General features: G+C 57.5%; 14 protein-coding genes and 1 tRNA gene. 4 read left to right on the forward strand and 11 right to left on the reverse strand.

Annotation, left to right across the window (positions count from 1 at the left end; all coding sequences use genetic code 11):
* Positions 1–27: 27 nt before the first annotated feature.
* A complete protein-coding gene (locus ASQ50_RS03875; protein WP_058090241.1) occupies positions 28–651 on the reverse strand; it encodes an L-threonylcarbamoyladenylate synthase in 624 nt (207 codons plus the stop codon).
* Entirely contained in the window at positions 648–1,004 is a 357-nt protein-coding gene (locus ASQ50_RS03880; protein WP_058090242.1) for a BolA family protein, read from the reverse strand. The genes ASQ50_RS03875 and ASQ50_RS03880 overlap by 4 nt, the downstream gene beginning before the upstream one ends.
* A gap of 148 nt (positions 1,005–1,152) precedes the next feature.
* Here ASQ50_RS03880 and ASQ50_RS03885 point away from each other — a divergent pair, with 148 nt between their 5' ends.
* From ASQ50_RS03885 to ASQ50_RS03900, 4 genes are all read left to right on the forward strand, one after another.
* Entirely contained in the window at positions 1,153–3,297 is a 2,145-nt protein-coding gene (locus ASQ50_RS03885) for a DNA topoisomerase 3 (RefSeq protein WP_058090243.1), read from the forward strand.
* Between the two features lie 131 nt (positions 3,298–3,428).
* Positions 3,429–4,157 (forward strand): response regulator transcription factor, encoded by a 729-nt coding sequence (locus tag ASQ50_RS03890; protein WP_058090244.1) that lies wholly within the window; start codon positions 3,429–3,431, stop codon positions 4,155–4,157.
* Positions 4,150–5,787 carry a FecR domain-containing protein gene (locus ASQ50_RS03895; protein ID WP_058090245.1) on the forward strand — a complete coding sequence of 546 codons (1,638 nt, stop codon included), beginning with the start codon at positions 4,150–4,152 and terminating at the stop codon, positions 5,785–5,787. The genes ASQ50_RS03890 and ASQ50_RS03895 overlap by 8 nt, the downstream gene beginning before the upstream one ends.
* Positions 5,788–5,820: 33 nt before the next feature.
* The gene (locus tag ASQ50_RS03900; RefSeq protein WP_058090246.1) at positions 5,821–8,388 is read left to right on the forward strand and encodes a CHASE2 domain-containing protein; all 2,568 of its coding nucleotides are present in this window, start codon (positions 5,821–5,823) and stop codon (positions 8,386–8,388) included.
* Positions 8,389–8,402: 14 nt separating this feature from the next.
* On the opposite strand, the gene ASQ50_RS21320 is transcribed toward ASQ50_RS03900, so the two are convergent.
* The 9 genes from ASQ50_RS21320 to bamA all read right to left on the reverse strand — a co-directional run bounded on the left by ASQ50_RS21320 (position 8,403) and on the right by bamA (position 16,306).
* A complete protein-coding gene (locus tag ASQ50_RS21320) occupies positions 8,403–8,852 on the reverse strand; it encodes a fibronectin type III domain-containing protein (RefSeq protein WP_227513258.1) in 450 nt (149 codons plus the stop codon).
* A 242-nt stretch (positions 8,853–9,094) separates the two neighbouring features.
* Positions 9,095–9,171, reverse strand: a tRNA-Met gene (locus ASQ50_RS03910).
* Between the two features lie 83 nt (positions 9,172–9,254).
* Positions 9,255–9,941 carry a ribonuclease HII gene (gene rnhB, locus ASQ50_RS03915; RefSeq protein ID WP_058090247.1) on the reverse strand — a complete coding sequence of 229 codons (687 nt, stop codon included), beginning with the start codon at positions 9,939–9,941 and terminating at the stop codon, positions 9,255–9,257.
* On the reverse strand, positions 9,941–11,098 hold the full coding sequence (lpxB, locus tag ASQ50_RS03920) for a lipid-A-disaccharide synthase (RefSeq protein WP_058090290.1): 1,158 nt from the start codon (positions 11,096–11,098) through the stop codon (positions 9,941–9,943). The genes rnhB and lpxB overlap by 1 nt, the downstream gene beginning before the upstream one ends.
* A 39-nt stretch (positions 11,099–11,137) precedes the next feature.
* Complete coding sequence (lpxA, locus tag ASQ50_RS03925) at positions 11,138–11,929, reverse strand: acyl-ACP--UDP-N-acetylglucosamine O-acyltransferase (protein WP_058090248.1); 792 nt, start codon at positions 11,927–11,929, stop codon at positions 11,138–11,140.
* A complete protein-coding gene (gene fabZ / locus ASQ50_RS03930; protein ID WP_058090249.1) occupies positions 11,929–12,366 on the reverse strand; it encodes a 3-hydroxyacyl-ACP dehydratase FabZ in 438 nt (145 codons plus the stop codon). Before fabZ ends, lpxA begins: the two co-directional genes overlap by 1 nt.
* 11 nt (positions 12,367–12,377) lie before the next feature.
* Entirely contained in the window at positions 12,378–13,403 is a 1,026-nt protein-coding gene (lpxD, locus tag ASQ50_RS03935) for a UDP-3-O-(3-hydroxymyristoyl)glucosamine N-acyltransferase (protein ID WP_058090250.1), read from the reverse strand.
* Positions 13,404–13,444: 41 nt separating this feature from the next.
* Complete coding sequence (locus ASQ50_RS03940) at positions 13,445–13,942, reverse strand: OmpH family outer membrane protein (protein WP_058090251.1); 498 nt, start codon at positions 13,940–13,942, stop codon at positions 13,445–13,447.
* 45 nt (positions 13,943–13,987) lie between these two features.
* Positions 13,988–16,306 carry an outer membrane protein assembly factor BamA gene (gene bamA / locus ASQ50_RS03945; protein ID WP_058090252.1) on the reverse strand — a complete coding sequence of 773 codons (2,319 nt, stop codon included), beginning with the start codon at positions 16,304–16,306 and terminating at the stop codon, positions 13,988–13,990.
* Positions 16,307–16,327 lie beyond the last annotated feature (21 nt).

The following is a 16,327-nucleotide window of genomic DNA, read 5'->3' on the forward strand; positions in this document are numbered from 1 at the left end:
TGCCCGGGTGGCATGGGTCTTTGACCGTTAAACCTGAAACGGAGCGGGATCACCTTTACCCACCCGCGTAACCTCCGGGGCATCCCCGAGGAAGTTCACCACGGTAGTCGCTTCCATACCGCAGAACCCGCCATCAATGATCAAATCCAGCTCGTGTTCCAGAACACCCCGGATTTCATAGGGATCGGTCATTGGCTCCGTTTCATCGGGCAGAATCAGGGTACTGCTCATGATCGGCTCGCCCAACTCGCCCAGCAGCTCCCGAACAATCTCGTTATCCGGCACCCGCACGCCAATAGACCGACGCTTGGGATGCAACAACCGGCGCGGCACCTCACTGGTGGCTGGCAGAATGAACGTATACGGCCCCGGCGTGAACGTCTTCAGCAAACGGTACTGCGTGTTATCCACCTTGGCGTACACACCAATATCCGACAAATCCCGGCACACCAGCGTAAAGTTATGCTTGTCATCCAGCTTCCGGATACGCTTGATACGATCCGCTGCCTGCTTGTCACCCAGGTGACAACCCAGCGCATACCCGGAATCCGTGGGATACACAATCACCCCACCCTTGCGAAGAATATCAACCGCCTGGTTAATCAACCGCTTCTGCGGATTCTCAGGATGGATCTGGAAAAACTGACTCATGAATTCACTCCCTGTCCCAATTTCGCAGCCATGGCGTCATCGCCCTTCGAACCGCCCATACAACCGGGCGAATCCGGCGCCGCCTGACCACTGGCCGCCCACTCCTCCGGCGTATACAAATGCAACGCCAAAGCATGCACAGGCCCCGCCAGCTCTTCCGCCAACACTTTATAAATGGCCTGATGCCGCTTAACTTTCATCTGACCGGCAAAATCCGGCGACACCAGCGTCACCTTGAAATGGGTTTCCGAATTCGGCGGCACGGAATGCATGTGGCTCTCGTTCTCCACAGCCAGCAGCTGCGCGGCAAAACCGTCTCTAAGTTTTGCTTCAATTGCGTTCTGAACTTTCATAACTACTCCACAACCGTCCGTTTAAGTCACCGCAGCCGCCTCCCCCAACACAACCAGTCTACTACACAACAAACGATAACCCCGAAGCCCTTGACACAAAAGCCCCAAACAGACACATTCCGATGCCACTCAGCGAACCACCAACACCATGCACCTGTACATCGCCGAAAAACCCAGCCTGGCCAGAGCCATCGCCGCCGCCCTCCCCGGCCCGCACCAGAAAGGCCAGGGCTGGATCCGTTGCGGAAACGGCCAGGAAGCCGCCACCGTCAGCTGGTGCATCGGCCATCTGCTGGAGCCGGCCGAGCCCGCCCGCTACAACCCGGCATGGAAAAAGTGGCGCCAGGAAGACCTGCCCATGTTCCCCGAACAATGGCAGCTCACCCCCAAAGACAGCGTAAAACAGCAACTCAAGGTGCTCGAATCCCTGATTCGACAGGCCGACGTGATCACCCACGCCGGCGACCCGGACCGTGAAGGCCAGCTTCTGGTGGATGAAGTACTGCGCTACGTTGGCACCACCGTTCCGGTAAAACGGGTACTGATTAACGACCTGACTCCCAGCGCCGTTGCGCGCTCCATTCAGGCACCCAGAGACAACAAGGAATTCCGCCGGCTATCCCATTCCGCCCTGGCCCGACAAAGGGCCGACTGGTTGTATGGGATCAACCTCACCCGGTTCTACACCCTGAGCTACCAGCAACAGGGTCAGGACGGCGTTTACTCGGTTGGCCGAGTACAAACACCGGTGCTCGGCCTGGTTGTGGAGCGGGATAACACCATCGAGAACTTCGAGCCCAAGCCCTGGTACCGAATTGAAGGTCAATTCCAAGCCTCCGAAGAGGACGCGGACCAACGCCCGTTTACCGCCCGCTGGCTGCCGGATGAAACCTATGAAGACCATCTGGACGAAGAGAAACGCCTGCTCAGCAGGGACGTGGCCGAGCAAATTGCCCGTGCCGTGAACGGTCGGCCTGGCACCATCGCAGAATCCCGCTTCAGAGACCGGCCCGAGCCACCGCCCCTGCCGCTGTCCCTGTCGGCACTGCAGATAGAAGCCGGGCGACTGTTCCGGATGGGTGCCAAAGACGTGCTGGACACCGCCCAGAATCTGTATGAACGGCACCAGTTGATCACCTACCCCCGGTCCGACAACCGTTACCTGCCCGAGGAACATTTTCATCAGCGGGAGCAGGTGATTCGCGCTATTAGCCGGGTATCCGGCGAGCTGGAAGCGCTCACAGGGCAACTGGACAGCAACCGGCGCTCTGCGGCCTGGAACGACAAACAGGTGGACGCCCACCACGCGATCATTCCAACCGTCCGCCCTACCCCGAATGGCAAGCTGACGGCCGCCGAGGAAAAGATCTACAACCTGATCAGCCGCTACTATCTGATGCAGTTCGCCCAGGATGCGGTTCACCGTGAGGGAAAACTGACGGTGCAGGTTCAGGAACACAGATTCCGGGCCACCGAGACGGCGATACTCACCCCCGGCTGGAAAGCCCTGGAGCTGAAACTTCGGGAGAACAACAACGAGCCGGAAAAACCCCCGCTGCCAAGGCTGGGGAGCCGTGAGCCGGTCACCTGCAGCAACACCACGGTAACCGAACGCAAAACTCAGCCACCCCAGCACTTTACCGATGCCACCTTGCTGTCGGCGATGACCAACATCGCTCGTTTCGTGGCGGCCCCGGAACTGCGTAAAACCCTGAGGGAGACCGATGGCCTGGGCACGGAAGCCACCCGCGCCGCCATTATCGACACACTGTTCCGGCGAGATTACCTGTACCGGGAAAAGCGATTCATCCGCGCCACCGACAAAGGCAAGGCGCTGATTTCGGCGCTGCCGGACACTATCCGTACCCCGGACCGTACAGCGGTCTGGGAAGCAACACTGGAGAGCATCCGCCGCGGCGAAGACGACCCCAGGGCATTTCTGGAGTCGCTAAAGCAGGAGATCCGCGAATTCATTCATCGGGCGCCCGATGCGACCGGAACTCCTGCCAGCAAAACGTCTGTGCATTGCCCAAAGTGCCGGGCGCCCATGATCGAGCGGGAAGGAAAATTCGGACGTTTTTTTGCCTGCACCCGCTACCCAAAATGTAAAGGCACGCGCCCTCTGGAAGACAGTGCACCAGCAGACGGAACCGGGCAGAAACCCGTGCCCTGCCCCCATTGTTTTTCACCCCTGGTGAGGCGCCAAAGCAAAAAAGGCTGGTTCTGGGGCTGCAGTAATTTCCCGGCCTGCCGACAAACAGTGAATGACGCCAACGGCAAACCTGAACTGTAGTTACGGAATTCTACATATCACTACTGAACGCAGCCTCATTTTTTGGGATACTTGGCCTCTAATGCAGGGGATTTCTACTCCGCTCTGTGCCAAGACCACGAAATCGGCAACACCATCGAGGGCCAAGCTCAATGCGCATTGCTCTGCTGGAAGACGAACATGAACAAGCGCAACACATTCAAGCCATTCTCTCCGAGAAAGGTCATCACTGTGACAGCTTCCCCACCGGCCAGGCCTTTCTCGGTGCCGTTCTGCACCGAAGTTATGACCTGATTATCCTGGACTGGCAAATTCCAGACATGACCGGTATCGACGTGCTGGAGAATGTGCGCGCCCAGCTGGACTGGCCCATTCCGGCCATTTTCCTGACCCAGCGGGACAGCGAGGCCGACATCGTCCGGGCGCTGGATGCCGGCGCCGACGACTACCTGTCTAAACCGGCCCGGGCGGCCGAGCTCACCGCCAGGATCAATGCCCTGGCCCGCCGCAGCAACCCTGACAGTGACAAAGAAGTGCTGGTTTACGGTCCGTTTGAAGTCAACACCCGGCAACGAGTCATCCTGCTGCACGGTGAACCGCTTACCCTGACCGACAAGGACTTCGACCTCACCCTGTTCCTGTTTCAGAACCAGGGCCGGCTCCTGACCCGCGAGATGCTGCTGGAACGCGTGTGGGGCCTTGCCCGGGATATCAACACCCGGACCGTTGATACCCACATGAGCCGATTACGCCGCCGGCTGGGTGTAAATCCGGAGAACGGATTCCGCATCAAGACCATTTACCAGCGCGGCTATCGCCTGGAAGCGATCAAAGCCACTGAAGCTGACGAGCCCCGGGAAGACAGTGCAACCAATGCTTGACCGAAAACGCCAAAGCGTCACAGGTTTGCTCCTGTTGATTGTAACCAGCCTGCTGCCCGGCGTGGCTGCCGCCGAGATATCGGTTGCCCGAGGCTCTTCTTCCGCCTCGCCCGCTCAGCAATCGGAAAGCACCCAGGAATGGGTGTATACGCTCCGCTCCGGTGAGACACTCAGCGACATCGGCCAGTCCTTGCTGATGGACCGGGTAACCATTGGCCAGGTGCTGCAATACAATAACCTGCCCGGTAACGCCAGGCTGTCTGCCGGGGAACAAATTCGCATTCCTCTGGCCTGGTTGAAGCGCCAGCCCGAGCCCGCCAGGGTTAGCTCCGCCAGCGGTAATGTTATTCACGTATCGGGCACCACCGGCCAGAAAACGTCACTGACCGAAAATTCTGTCATCCGGGTGGGCGATGAAGTGATCTCCTCTGCTGGCACCGCGACTATCGTCCTGGCTGATGGCTCCGAACTGCGTATGGCGCCCAATTCCAGACTCATTTTCAACCGCCTCACCCAATACGGCAAAGCCGGAATGGCAGATACCCGTGTTCGCCTTCAACGGGGCGAGGTGCATACCCGAGTAAAACCGGTGCTGGAAGATGGTGCCCGGTTCGAAATCGAAACCCCATCAGCGGTCGCCGCTGTTCGAGGTACCGTGTTTTCCATGCAGACATCCGCCTCTGGCAGCAGCGTTCAGGTAACCGAGGGCGTGGTTGATTTCGGCCAGCCGGGCCAGATACGCCGGATTCCTGCAGGCTATGGCGCCAGCGTGTCCACCGCGAGCGCCACCCCCATGAACATCCGCCGGCTACCACCGGCCCCGGTGCTCAACCCCATCACTCCGGTTCTCACACAGCTACCGGCTGAACTCAGCTGGCAGCAGGACGGCGCCAACCGGTATCGCGTCGATATCTTCGAAGAGGATGGCGGCACCTGGCTGCAAAGTCGGGAAATGCCTGGCCATCGCTTTGACATTAGCCAACTGGACAACGGGCGCTACGAACTCCACCTGGCCGCACTGGATCGTCAGGGCATCACCGGAATGCCGGCCATCACGTCGATCGAAGTTGACCTGCAGGCACGAACACCTGATCTGCTCTCGCCAGAACCCGGTGAGAGCGTGAATGACGACATGCCAGAGTTCCAATGGCGCCTGAACGGTACCAACGAAGTTGCTCGGGTTGAAATCGCAGAAGATGAAGAATTCCGACGGCTGATTACCTCCAGTGAATGGGCGCCAGACAACCGAGCCCTCCCCTCCCGACCGCTAAGCCCCGGCCAGTACTACTGGCGAGTGGTCAGCGAGGCCGGCGGTAACTCCGTGGCCGCGTCCCAGCCCCGGTCACTGGTTGTGAACGGCACGTTGCCGCCGGTACGAATCATCAGCATCAACTACCTGGACAACCAGGTGCGCGTGTTCTGGGAGAAGGTGGATACCGCAAAAGACTATCGCCTCCAACTATCGGAAGAGCCCGAATTCAACAACATTATCAAGGAAGCAAACGTGGCAGATACCACAGCGGCCTTGCGCCTGATTCCCGGAAGAAGGTATTTTGTGCGCGTCAAAGCTCTTTCTGATGGTCCGCTGGCAAGCCGATGGGGCCCGGGGAGGGAGCTTTACCTGGATTAAATACCTCCACAACAAGAACGAACCGCACGGCCCATGAGAAGGGATTGGTTAACCTTAAAGACGACACCCTGGTCTCTGGGCTTACTGCTCACAGGCATCCTGCTATTACTCCAGATAACCACCCTGGAAGAGCGCATCAATTTCTGGCTTTACGACAAAGCCATCACCACCTGGTCCGCGCCCGTTGATGACCGCCTGGCTCTGGTGGGCATCGATGAACATAGCCTGGACGCGCTCGGGCGCTGGCCCTGGGACCGAAACCTCCATGCCCGGCTGATTGACCAGCTTGCCGAGGCCGGCGCGGAAGTCATTGTGCTGGACATCCTGTTTCCTGAACCCTCCCCCAGCGACCAGGCCCTTGCAGACGCCATGGAGCGCCATGGCCGGGTTGTGCTGCCCATACACTACTCACCGGCAACACCAACACAACGGATGGCCGAACAACTGCCCGCACCGCTGCTGGAAAAGACAGCTGCTGCACTCGGGCACGTGCATATTGAGCTGGAAGACGATGGCGTGGCCCGCGGCCTGTACCTTTACAACAGCCTGGGCAATCATCGCTGGCCCGCGCTGGCGCTGGCGGCACAGGATCGGGTCAACCCCAGTGGCCACGCACCGGATGCGCCTGCCTATACCAACGTCCGCAGCGAATTCCGCTTTGTGCCACTGGCCGGCGGAGCAGATACAATCCCTGCCCATTCCTACGTCGATGTGCTGAACGGCGCCGTGCCCCCGGAGACCTTCGCTGGCAAGACCGTCTTCATCGGAGCCACGGCGGTCGGTTTTGGCGATATTCTTAGTACACCGTTTTCCGGCCTGGGCAGGCCCATGAGTGGCGTTGAGTTCCACGCCAACGTTTATTCCGCCAGTCGCCAGGGCACACTGATCTCCTCCGCACCTGGCTGGGCCTCCATTGCACTGACACTGGTGATCCTCCTTGGCCTGGCCAACTCCCTGCCGAGACTCAAGCCCGCAGCCACCGTCCTCGCCTGTAGCACAGGTTTTGTCCTGGTGTTGATCACCTACTTTGTGGTCCTACGCAGCTTGCATTACCACCTGTCAGCCGCCAATGCCCTGTTGTTGCCCATGATCGCTCTGCCGGTGGCCAGCGGTCTTCGGCTTGCGATGGCCAACCGCTTCCTGAACCGTCAACTGGATGACTTGGCCAGAACACCGCAACTTGCCTTGCCAGACCCCTCACGCAGGCACCCTCACCAACTTCTCGAACACCTGAGCGCGCTACTACAGCCCCAGGGTTGGCTGCTGGCGGAAGGCAGAGACCTGCTGGCAGTCAAAGGCATGACACTGGCCGATGTCCCGACCAACATCCAAGTCGGGCAATGGAGTCATCATGGCAACCAGAGCTGGATACGCCTTATTCGCGGCGGCAGCGGGTACCTGCTCGGGCTCACCCTCCCGGATGACCTGAGCCGGGAAGTTATCCAGCTGTACTTGCAGAACCTTAAACTGGAAGACCCAAGCGCGCCCGCCCTTGAGCCGGGCGCCCAGGAGAACCTGTCCCGGCGCATTGAAAAAGTCCGAACCGCCACCGAGCGCCTCAGCCAGATGCAGGCATTCATCAGCCATAGCTTCGAGCGCATGCCAGACGGCATAATCGTAACGGATGAGCTGGGTGTTATCCGCTTCGCCAACCGGCACATTGAAGCCTGGTTCCGGGAGCCCATGCCGAGCCTCAGCGGACTACCCCTGACGCGCCTGCTGGAAGGCCATGACCCAAGGGACGCGGCGCCCTGGTATGAAACCGTGTCTGAGACGTTGACCCTTCGGCAAAGCCGAACCGTTGACCTCAAAATTCACAACAAGGACTTCCTGATTCACCTGGCACCGTTCGCATTGCCAGACAGCAATCAATTCGGAATCATCGCCAACATCTCAGACATTTCCGAGCTTCGGGAGCAGCAGCGGCAGCACCGGGAAGCCATCGACTTTATTTCCCACGATGTTCGCTCTCCGCTGGTGTCTCAGTTGGCATTGATTGAGCAACTGAAACGAGACCCTAGCCATATTGATGAGCGCCAGCTTGAACAACTGGGCAGACTGGCCCGGCGCAGCTACCACCTGGCGGAAGAATTTGTGCAGCTGGCGCGGGCCGAGCAGCTGACGGAAACCCGGTTCTACGAGTGTGAGTTTCTGGCTATCGTAGAAAACGCACGGGACAGCGTGTGTGAGCAGGCACAGGAAAAACAGATCAGTCTGCAGGTGATTGGCACCGAGGACCTCTGGCTGAAGGGGAATGCGGAATTGCTGGAACGGGCAGTCATTAACCTGATGACCAATGCAGTCCAATACAGCCCGTCGGGATCTGCAATCACGGTTCAGGTATACCGCGCTGGCCACCTGGCATGCCTCGCCATCGCCGATGAGGGTAGCGGGATAGATCAGGCAGAACTACCGATGCTGTTCGATCGCTACCACCGGCAGAAACGCAGTGAGCTGGCAGGCACCCACGGCACCGGGCTGGGCCTGTCGTTCGTGAAAACCGTTGTTGAAAAACATCGGGGCGACATCTCTGTTGAATCCACCGCAGGCGAAGGCACCACTTTCATCCTGAAACTGCCCATTGCCGACCCGATGCCATGACTTGCTCACGCCCCTCAGGACCGAATGGTCTTGCTGACAGGCGCTGAGGGCTCGCTGACCAGACCCTGCTTATCTTGCACCTGGATCGTGAAGTACCAGGTACCGGAATCCAGATTATCCACCGTGTAACTCATCTCCGGGTAGACGTCGGCCTCGCCAATGATCACCTCACCAGACAGATTCTCGACGTCCTGGCCGTACCGGATCACATACTTGTCGAGCTCACCCATGGCAATACCGTCGCCATTGACTCGGGTAGAGGGTGCTGACCAACTCAGGACAGCTGCACGGGCCAGCTCAGGCTGCACACCCGAAGGGCCTGACCCAACATTACCGGAGGTATTGGAGCCCGAGGTATTTGCACTACTCCCGACATCGGAGCCACCTCCACCACAGCCGGTGAGCAGAATCCCTAGTAAAAACGCGGCCGTCCATGCCTTTGACAATTTGATGACGCGTTTCATTGGCTACTTGCACCATTATTCCGTCGACTTTGTGAAATTCTATAAAATCGGATCGGATGATGATGCGAATGACGTCATTTTTGAAGTTAGAAAATTGTCATTTTTTTGACTTTACAGTTGGTGAAAAATTGTGCATCCGATCAGGCAAAACGCCAAACGCAGATCGTATAAGAGATGAGTTCAGGAGGTTATCGGGCGCAGAAAACGAAAAAGGCCAGCTAAAAAGCCGGCCTTTTTCTGATTGGTAGCGGGGGCAGGATTCGAACCTACGACCTTCGGGTTATGAGCCCGACGAGCTACCAGACTGCTCCACCCCGCATCAAAACTTTTAACGAAATCTTTTGTTTACCGGGGTTGCCCCGATCAACGTGGCGCGAATATTACAGCGCACCACTCAGCCTGTCAATCCATATTTTCAAACAAGTCGGTGGGATAACTCAATTCGGGAGCCACACTCTCGCGACCCGGCTGAAAGAAACCTGCGGAATCGATTGCCTCCTGAACCGGCCGAAAAGATCGGCGATGCTCCGGCGTTGCCCCCAGGCGCATCAGCGCTTCCAGGTGCACCGGCGTGGGGTATCCCTTGTGTTGCGCCAGGCCGTAACCCGGGTAAGTTTGCTCCAACAGCGCCATTTCCCGGTCACGGGTCACCTTGGCAATGATCGACGCCGCGCTGATGGCCGGGTGCCGACTATCCCCTTTTACCACCGGTTCTGAGGGCCAGCGCCAGTTCGGGCAGCGGTTGCCGTCTACCAGCACGTATTCCGGTGCTATGGAAAGGCCATCCACCGCTCGCTTCATGGCCAGCATCGTCGCCTGGTAGATGTTCAATTGATCGATCTCGCCAGGCTCACAGCGCCCCAGACACCAAGCCGCGGCCTTCTCAACGATCTCGTCATAAAGCGCCAGGCGCCGCTTCTCAGTGAGCGTCTTGGAATCCGCCAGGCCCTGAATAGGACGCTCCGGGTCCAGGATAACCGCTGCGGTAACGACAGCACCGATCAAGGGCCCCCGGCCAACCTCATCCACACCTGCAAGGCGCCAGCCTTGATAACGGCACTCAAACGGTGGGAGTTCTTTGCCGGCCATCAGCCCTGGCGCTCCAGCAACTCGGAAATCGCCATGGCAGCCCGTTCATCGGCATTCTGTTTAAGCGACTGGTGAAGGTCGGAAAAGGCTTGCTTCAGGTCGGCCCGCTCCTGCTCGTTTTCCAGCCGCTCAAGCACAGCAGCACCCAAACTTTCAGGGGTGGCATCGTCCTGCAACAGTTCCGGCACTAATGGTTTCTGGGCGAGCAGGTTCGGTAACGCCACCCAGGGCACTTTTACCAGTCGCGACAGCAACTTGTAACTGAAGTTGCTCAGTCGGTAGCCCACCACCATTGGCTTTTTGAGCAACATCGCTTCGAGGGTCGCGGTACCCGAGGCAAGCAGCACCACATCACTGGCAGCCATCACCTCCCGGGAGCGGCCACGAACCAGCGTGACCGGCAACTTGACTTCCAAGGACTCCACCAACCCCTGAACCTGCCGTTCCCGGTCCCGGTTTACACAGGGAATCACCAACTGGATATCTGGCCTGCGGGCCTGTAGCCATCGGGATGCCTCCAGGAACAGCGTCCCAAGGCGTTCCACCTCCCCCCCCCGGCTACCAGGCAAGACAGCCAGTACCGGCTTGTCTTGCTCAAGCCCAAGGCTCTCCCGGGCGGAGCCGGTATCCGGTTCCATGGGAATACGATCAGCCAGGGGGTGCCCCACGAAAGCGACCGGCACCTGGTGCTCTTCGTAGAAACGGGCTTCAAAGGGAAACAGCGTGAGCATCAGGTCCACAGACTTGGCAATCTTGAAAATGCGCTTCTGACGCCAGGCCCATACCGAAGGGCTCACATAATGAACCGAGGGAATACCTGCCTCCCGACACCGGCGCTCGATAGCCAGGGTGAAATCCGGAGAATCAATGCCAATCACGACATCCGGCGGCGTAGCGAAAAAATAGTCCAGCAAGCGGGCGCGGATACTGAACAATTCGCGAATACGCCCCAATACTTCCACCAACCCCATAACGGATAACCGCTCCATGGGGACCAAAGAATGAAAGCCTTCAGCGATCATTTCGTCGCCGCCAATACCGACAAAGCGAGCATTCGGATAGCGTTTGCGGAGAGACCGGATAAGCCCGGCACCGAGGATATCCCCCGATGCCTCACCGGCGATAATGGCAATGGTCAACTTGCGGGAACTGACCATGTCAGCCTGTGCGTGCGTCACCGGCAGCCTCCTGCCGGATCAGCGGATGATGCCGCGATCCGCTCCCCGGAGCGAGTCGATCAGCGGGCGAACCTCTGGCACGTCAGCAAAGCTGCCCTCAAGTTCTTCCAGTGCCTGCTCTGTGGTCAGGCCCTGACGGTAGATCACCTTATAGGCCCGGCGTAAGGTCAACAAAACTTCCTTGCTGAAACCCCGGCGCTTAAGCCCCTCCACGTTCATGCCGTGGGGCTGGGCTGATTGCCCGCTAGCCATGACATAAGCGGGGATATCCTTGAGCACGATACTGCCACCGGCCGCCATGCTGTGAGGCCCGATATGGCAGAACTGATGCACCATGGTGCCGCCGCCGAGGATGGCGTAATCACCCACGGTAACGTGACCCGCCAGGGTGGCACAGTTCGCCAGAATGGTGTTGTCTCCAACGCAGCAGTCGTGGGCAACATGCACGTAGGCCATCAGCAGGTTGCCATTGCCAATGCGGGTTTCGCCCCGATCCTGGATGGTTCCACGGTGGATGGTGCAGTTCTCGCGGATAACGTTGTTGTCGCCGATCACCAGTGTGGTTGGCTCACCGGCGTACTTCTTGTCCTGACACTCTTCCCCGATACTGGAGAACTGGAAAATGCGGTTATTGCGACCGATAGCCGTCGGGCCCTTGATCACCACATGGGAAAGAATCTCGGTGCCCTCACCGATTTCCACTCCCGGGCCAATGTAACTCCAGGGACCTACCGTAACGTTATCCGCCAGTTTGGCTGACGGGTCCACAATCGCCTGAGGATGGACACCCGACCAGTCATTTGTCGCCATCAAACTTCTCTCTCAGCGGTCAATATTTCTGCAACGCACGCGACTTCTCCGTCCACCAATGCGCGGCATTCGAATTTCCAGATACCACGCTTGCCAGACACAAACTCGGATTCCATATCCAGGCGGTCTCCCGGCAGCACGGGACGCTTGAAGCGCACTTTACTGGAGCCAGCCAAATATTGTATCACGCCATCAGACGGTTTCCGTTCCACGGTCACAAAACCGAGAATTCCGGAAAGTTGCGCCATGGCCTCAATAATCAGCACCCCGGGCATAATCGGGTTGTCCGGGAAATGCCCGGTGAAGAAAGGCTCATTGAAGGAGATATTCTTGTATCCCTTAATCGACTTTCCTTTTTCGACTTCGGTTACCCGGTCCACCAGCAGAAACGGATAGCGATGCGGCAAATACTCCAGAATTTCATCGATCTTCATCATCTTGCTTGGCCTCAGCCCTTTAGCTTCTTTTCCAGTTCCTTGATCCGCCTCGCCAGAATATCCAACTGCCTGAAGCGTACCGCATTCTTTCGCCATTGCCGGTTGGTATCTGCGCTGGTACCCGACGAATACACCCCGGGCTCTGCAATGTCCCCTGTGACCATCGTCATTCCAGTCAGTTGAACCTGATCCGTAATTTCCAGATGGCCGGCAACACCAGCGGCGCCTCCAAACACACAATGCCGACCAATCTTTGTACTGCCGGCGATACCCACTTTCGCGGCCATGGCGCTGTGGTCGCCAATGCGCACGTTGTGCGCAACCTGAACCAGGTTATCGATCTTTACACCATTGCCAATCACTGTGTCGTCAACCGCACCCCGATCGATCGTGGTATTTGCACCAATCTCTACATCATCCCCGAGCACCACGCCCCCAACCTGAGCAATGCGGTGCCACACACCACGCTCATTGGCAAAACCAAAGCCATCTGAACCGATGACTGCCCCGCTGAGAATATGACAACGCTGCCCGAGCACCACATCATGGGCCAGGGTAGCTCGCGGGCGTAGGACTGACTGATCACCGATCCGGGAACGGGCTCCGATGAAACAGCCTGCACCTATGACCACCTGATCTCCGATTTGCGCATCCGCTTCAATAACCACGTGCGGGCCGACACTAGCAGATTCAGCAACGGTAGCGGAGGGATCAACCACGGCGCTCGGGTGAATACCGGCAACCGGGACGGGCGTGGCGTCAAACCAGTGACTGATGCGAGCGTAGCCCAGGTAAGGATTGTCCAATAACAGGACATTGGTCGGAGCATCGGCAGCATTAGCTGGCGACACAATGACCGCAGACGCCCTGGTCTGGCCCAGATACTTGGCATAGGCGGGGTTGGCCAGAAAGCTCAGCTGCCCGGGTCCCGCTGCCTGCAGCGTCGCCAAGCCGGAGATCACTGTATCCGGATCTCCCCTTAGCTCCGCACCCAACGCCTCGGCCAACTCCTCCAAACGAAAGGATTTTTGCACCATTGAACCTTCTCCCGATGCGGTAGTAACAGGGCGTGGCCAGCTTATCGGTTAAGTTTCTCGAGCAATTCGTCGGTCAGGTTCATCTCCGGCTTTACGTAGACTACCGCTTCGCTCGGCAGGATCAGGTCCAGATTGTGCTCGTCCAGCAATTCTTTAACAGCCGCATCGACCTCAGGCCGGGCATTCTCCAGGAACTGCTGCTTACGTTGGCTAACCGTCTGATCCAGGCGCTGTTTAAGGAAATTGAATTCCTGTACTTTCTCCTGAAACTCCCCCGTCAGCTTGTTGCGCTCACTTTCATTCATCATGGCGCCATCTTTCTCGAGCCGGTCTTTCAGCTTGCGGGCCTGTTCCTGAGCCTCACGAACCTTGGCTTCTTCGCCGGCAAAATCCTGCTGAAGTTTCTCACTGAATGACTGTGCGTCGTTGGACGAAAACAACGCCTGGCGCAGGTCAACCACGCCAATTCTAGTCTCCGCTGCGAGCTGCAGCGAGAATGCCATCAGAGTTGCGCCAACAATGGCAGATAGACGTTTCATCGGGAATCTCCTGTGTTTCATCCTTTGTTTTTCTGTTTACTGCAATCAGAAGGTTTGCCCCAGCGAGAACTGGAACACCTGAGTATCATCGCCCGGCTTGTCATTAAGCGGTTTCGCCAGACTGAAAGCAAGCGGACCAACCGCGGTAATCCACTGGAAGCTAACACCTGCCGCCGTCCTTACCTCCTTCAGTTCCGGGTCAAACCCGCGATCAGTATCGAACACCTGCCCCGCGTCGAGGAACAACGACGTACGCATGGAACGTGTGTCGCCTGCAAAAGGTGTCGGGAAAATCAGTTCCAGGCCAGCTTCAGTCAGCAGGTTACCGCCGAAGGGGTCTGGACTGGAAAAATCAAACTCTGACGGCTCAGCACGATTACCGAGGGAATTTGCACGGTAACCACGCACGGAACCATAACCGCCGGAGTAAAAATGCTCAAAGAACGGCATCTGGGTACGATCGCCATAGCCATCCCCGTAACCCACCTCAGTGCGAGCCCTGACCACCCACCGCTGCGTATCTACCAGCGGGAAATAAAAATCTGTTCTGTGGGTGGCCTTATAGAACGTGAGGTCACTACCGGGCACCGCCACATCCAGCGACAGAGAATGGCTATAACCGCGAGTAGGCAGCACGCCACGGTTCAGCGTGCTGCGCCGCCAACTGCCGAACAGGAAATAGTTTGTGAATGAGTCACCTTCGTCGGCGATAAAGTCATTCACTTCAACAGAGGAAAAGATACCCGGCTTCAGGTTGGATTGGGTGACACCCACACCGAAATTGAGCCGGGTAATGGCGTCTGTCGGATATCCGAAGGTCAGCCTGGCGCCGTATTCGTCCAGCAAGTAGGAAGAGATATCCTGCTCTTCGAAATCGGTTTCTCTGGCAAACAGGCTGAAACCACGGCTAACACCATCGACGGTGTAGTACGGATCCAGATAGGAAATGTTGGCGCTTTTTACGGAGTCACTGACATTCACTCCAAACGACACCCGCTTACCCGTGCCAAAGAAGTTGTTCTCAGAAACCGCCGCACCCAGAATGACACCGGAGTTCTGGGAGAAACCAATAGACGCAGACAAGCTGCCTGTAGGCTGTTCGCTGACACTGTAATTCACATCCACCAGATCATCGGTTCCGGGTACCGGAACGGTTTCAACATCCACGGTCTGGAAGAAGCCCAAACGTTCCAATCGAGTTTTAGAGAACTCAATGCGATCAGATGACGCAACGCCCCCTTCCATCTGGGTCATTTCCTGACGCAACACTTCATCCTTGGTGGAGATATTGCCCTCAAAATTCACACGCCTGACATAAGCGCGCTTGCCCGGCTCAATAAAAAAGGTCACCGCCGCTGTATTGTCTTCGCCGGGTTCAGGGACGGCATTGACGTTGGCAAAGGCGTAACCTTCACGTCCGAGACGGAAAGACAATGCCTCGGAGATGGAGGTCATCTGGGCGCGGGAGAACACATCTCCCTCTTTAACCGGGATCAGTTTGCGCAACTCTTCTTCTTCGACGATCAGGTTGCCTCGAAGGCGAATGTCCGAAATCGTGTACTGGGGGCCTTCATCCAGGGAGATGGCGATAAATACCTGCTGCTTGTCGGGTGAAATGGACACCTGGCTGGATTCTACGGTGAAATCCAGATAACCGCGGTCGAGATAAAATGAACGCAACGACTCCAGATCACCGCTCAGGCGCTCCCGGGCGTACTTGTCTTTATTGGTAATGGAATTCCACCAGCTGCTGGTGCGCAACTCAAACAGGCTGATCAGTTCTTCATCACTGAAATCCTGATTTCCAACAATATTAATGTGCTTGATCGAGGCAACGGTGCCTTCGTTGATATCAAGACGAACCGCTACCCGGTTTCTTGGAAGCTCTTCAGCCGTGGCACGCACTCGCGCGTTATAACGGCCCTGTGCGATATAAGAGCGCAGGATCTCAAGCTCCAGCCGCTCCAGGGTGGCCCTGCGGAAAACCTGACCTTCTTCAAGCCCGGCACCCGCAAGCGCATCCATCAACATATCGGTTTCGATGTTCTTGTTGCCGTCGATCTCAATGGACGAAATGGAAGGGCGCTCTTTGACCGACAAAATGAGTACACCACTGTCACGGCTGGCTTCGATGTCGGTAAACAGGCCGGTCCTGAACAACTCTTTGATGGCATTGGCCAGACGGGTCTCGTCGATCTGTTCGCCAATGTTTACCGGAAAAGCCGAGAAGACCGAGCCCGCTGAAACCCGCTGAAGGCCTTCTACCTCGATATCCGCTACCGTGAATTCATCCGCCAGCACAGGTTTGATACCAGTTGCGGTAATGGCTAGGCCAACGGCTACAGCTAGAAGGGAACGTCTCATTCAGTTATATCGCCTGGTTAA

The sequence above is a fragment of the Marinobacter sp. LQ44 genome (assembly GCF_001447155.2).
Lineage (GTDB): Bacteria > Pseudomonadota > Gammaproteobacteria > Pseudomonadales > Oleiphilaceae > Marinobacter.

What these genes read in the sequence shown, in the direction of transcription:
- ASQ50_RS03875 (WP_058090241.1), bottom strand. Translation starts at nt 651, where the DNA reads ATGAGTCAGTTTTTCCAGATCCATCCTGAGAATCCGCAGAAGCGGTTG.
- ASQ50_RS03880 (WP_058090242.1), bottom strand. Translation starts at nt 1,004, where the DNA reads ATGAAAGTTCAGAACGCAATTGAAGCAAAACTTAGAGACGGTTTTGCC.
- ASQ50_RS03885 (WP_058090243.1), top strand. Translation starts at nt 1,153, where the DNA reads ATGCACCTGTACATCGCCGAAAAACCCAGCCTGGCCAGAGCCATCGCC.
- ASQ50_RS03890 (WP_058090244.1), top strand. Translation starts at nt 3,429, where the DNA reads ATGCGCATTGCTCTGCTGGAAGACGAACATGAACAAGCGCAACACATT.
- ASQ50_RS03895 (WP_058090245.1), top strand. Translation starts at nt 4,150, where the DNA reads ATGCTTGACCGAAAACGCCAAAGCGTCACAGGTTTGCTCCTGTTGATT.
- ASQ50_RS03900 (WP_058090246.1), top strand. Translation starts at nt 5,821, where the DNA reads ATGAGAAGGGATTGGTTAACCTTAAAGACGACACCCTGGTCTCTGGGC.
- ASQ50_RS21320 (WP_227513258.1), bottom strand. Translation starts at nt 8,852, where the DNA reads ATGAAACGCGTCATCAAATTGTCAAAGGCATGGACGGCCGCGTTTTTA.
- rnhB (WP_058090247.1), bottom strand. Translation starts at nt 9,941, where the DNA reads ATGGCCGGCAAAGAACTCCCACCGTTTGAGTGCCGTTATCAAGGCTGG.
- lpxB (WP_058090290.1), bottom strand. Translation starts at nt 11,098, where the DNA reads ATGGTCAGTTCCCGCAAGTTGACCATTGCCATTATCGCCGGTGAGGCA.
- lpxA (WP_058090248.1), bottom strand. Translation starts at nt 11,929, where the DNA reads ATGGCGACAAATGACTGGTCGGGTGTCCATCCTCAGGCGATTGTGGAC.
- fabZ (WP_058090249.1), bottom strand. Translation starts at nt 12,366, where the DNA reads ATGATGAAGATCGATGAAATTCTGGAGTATTTGCCGCATCGCTATCCG.
- lpxD (WP_058090250.1), bottom strand. Translation starts at nt 13,403, where the DNA reads ATGGTGCAAAAATCCTTTCGTTTGGAGGAGTTGGCCGAGGCGTTGGGT.
- ASQ50_RS03940 (WP_058090251.1), bottom strand. Translation starts at nt 13,942, where the DNA reads ATGAAACGTCTATCTGCCATTGTTGGCGCAACTCTGATGGCATTCTCG.
- bamA (WP_058090252.1), bottom strand. Translation starts at nt 16,306, where the DNA reads ATGAGACGTTCCCTTCTAGCTGTAGCCGTTGGCCTAGCCATTACCGCA.